Below are 781 nucleotides of genomic sequence, written 5' to 3'. Positions count from 1 at the left end.
GGTTAACCTCGCCACATGCCACTAACTCGCAGGCTCATTCTTCAAAAGGCACGCCGTCACACCCGCAGGTGCTCCGACGGCTTGTAGGCGCACGGTTTCAGGTACTATTTCACTCCCCTCCCGGGGTACTTTTCACCTTTCCCTCACGGTACTCGTCCGCTATCGGTCACCAGGGAGTATTCAGGCTTAGGGGGTGGTCCCCCCAGATTCACACGGGATTTCTCGGGCCCCGTGCTACTCGGGAACACCGTCCAAGGAGGCCACGCTGTTTCGTCTACGGGGGTCGCACCCTCTACGCCAGGCCATCCAAGACCCTTCGACTACAACGCGGCTTTATCACTCCCCGCCCCAGCGGCAGCTGAAGGCCAACGGGTCCCACAACCCCGCGCACGCAACCCCTGCCGGGTATCACACGCACACGGTTTAGCCTCATCCGCTTTCGCTCGCCACTACTCACGGAATCGCTGTTGCTTTCTCTTCCTGTGGGTACTGAGATGTTTCACTTCCCCACGTTCCCTCCACACACCCTATATATTCAGGTGCAGGTGACTGGAGATGAATCCAGCCGGGTTCCCCCATTCGGACATCCTCGGATCACAGTTCGGTTGCCAACTCCCCGAGGCTTATCGCAGGCTCCTACGTCCTTCATCGGCTCCTGGTGCCTAGGCATCCACCGTACGCCCTTAAAAACTTGGCCACAAAGATAAAGATGCTCGCGTCCACTGTGCAGTTCTCAAGCTACGAACACGCCACCCCCACCACCGGCACCCACCCCCACCCC

The 781-nt window shown here is 59.4% G+C and carries 1 rRNA gene; it reads right to left on the bottom strand.

Features of this window, described 5'->3' with window-relative positions:
- Positions 1 to 697 (bottom strand): 23S ribosomal RNA (locus Q0789_RS16585); the annotation flags it as partial.
- Positions 698 to 781: the final 84 nt, after the last annotated feature.

This window comes from uncultured Pseudokineococcus sp. (genome assembly GCF_947499845.1).
Lineage (GTDB): Bacteria > Actinomycetota > Actinomycetes > Actinomycetales > Quadrisphaeraceae > Pseudokineococcus.
Note: the sequence above shows the minus strand (reverse complement) of the source record. Positions and strands in the feature narration are given on the sequence as shown.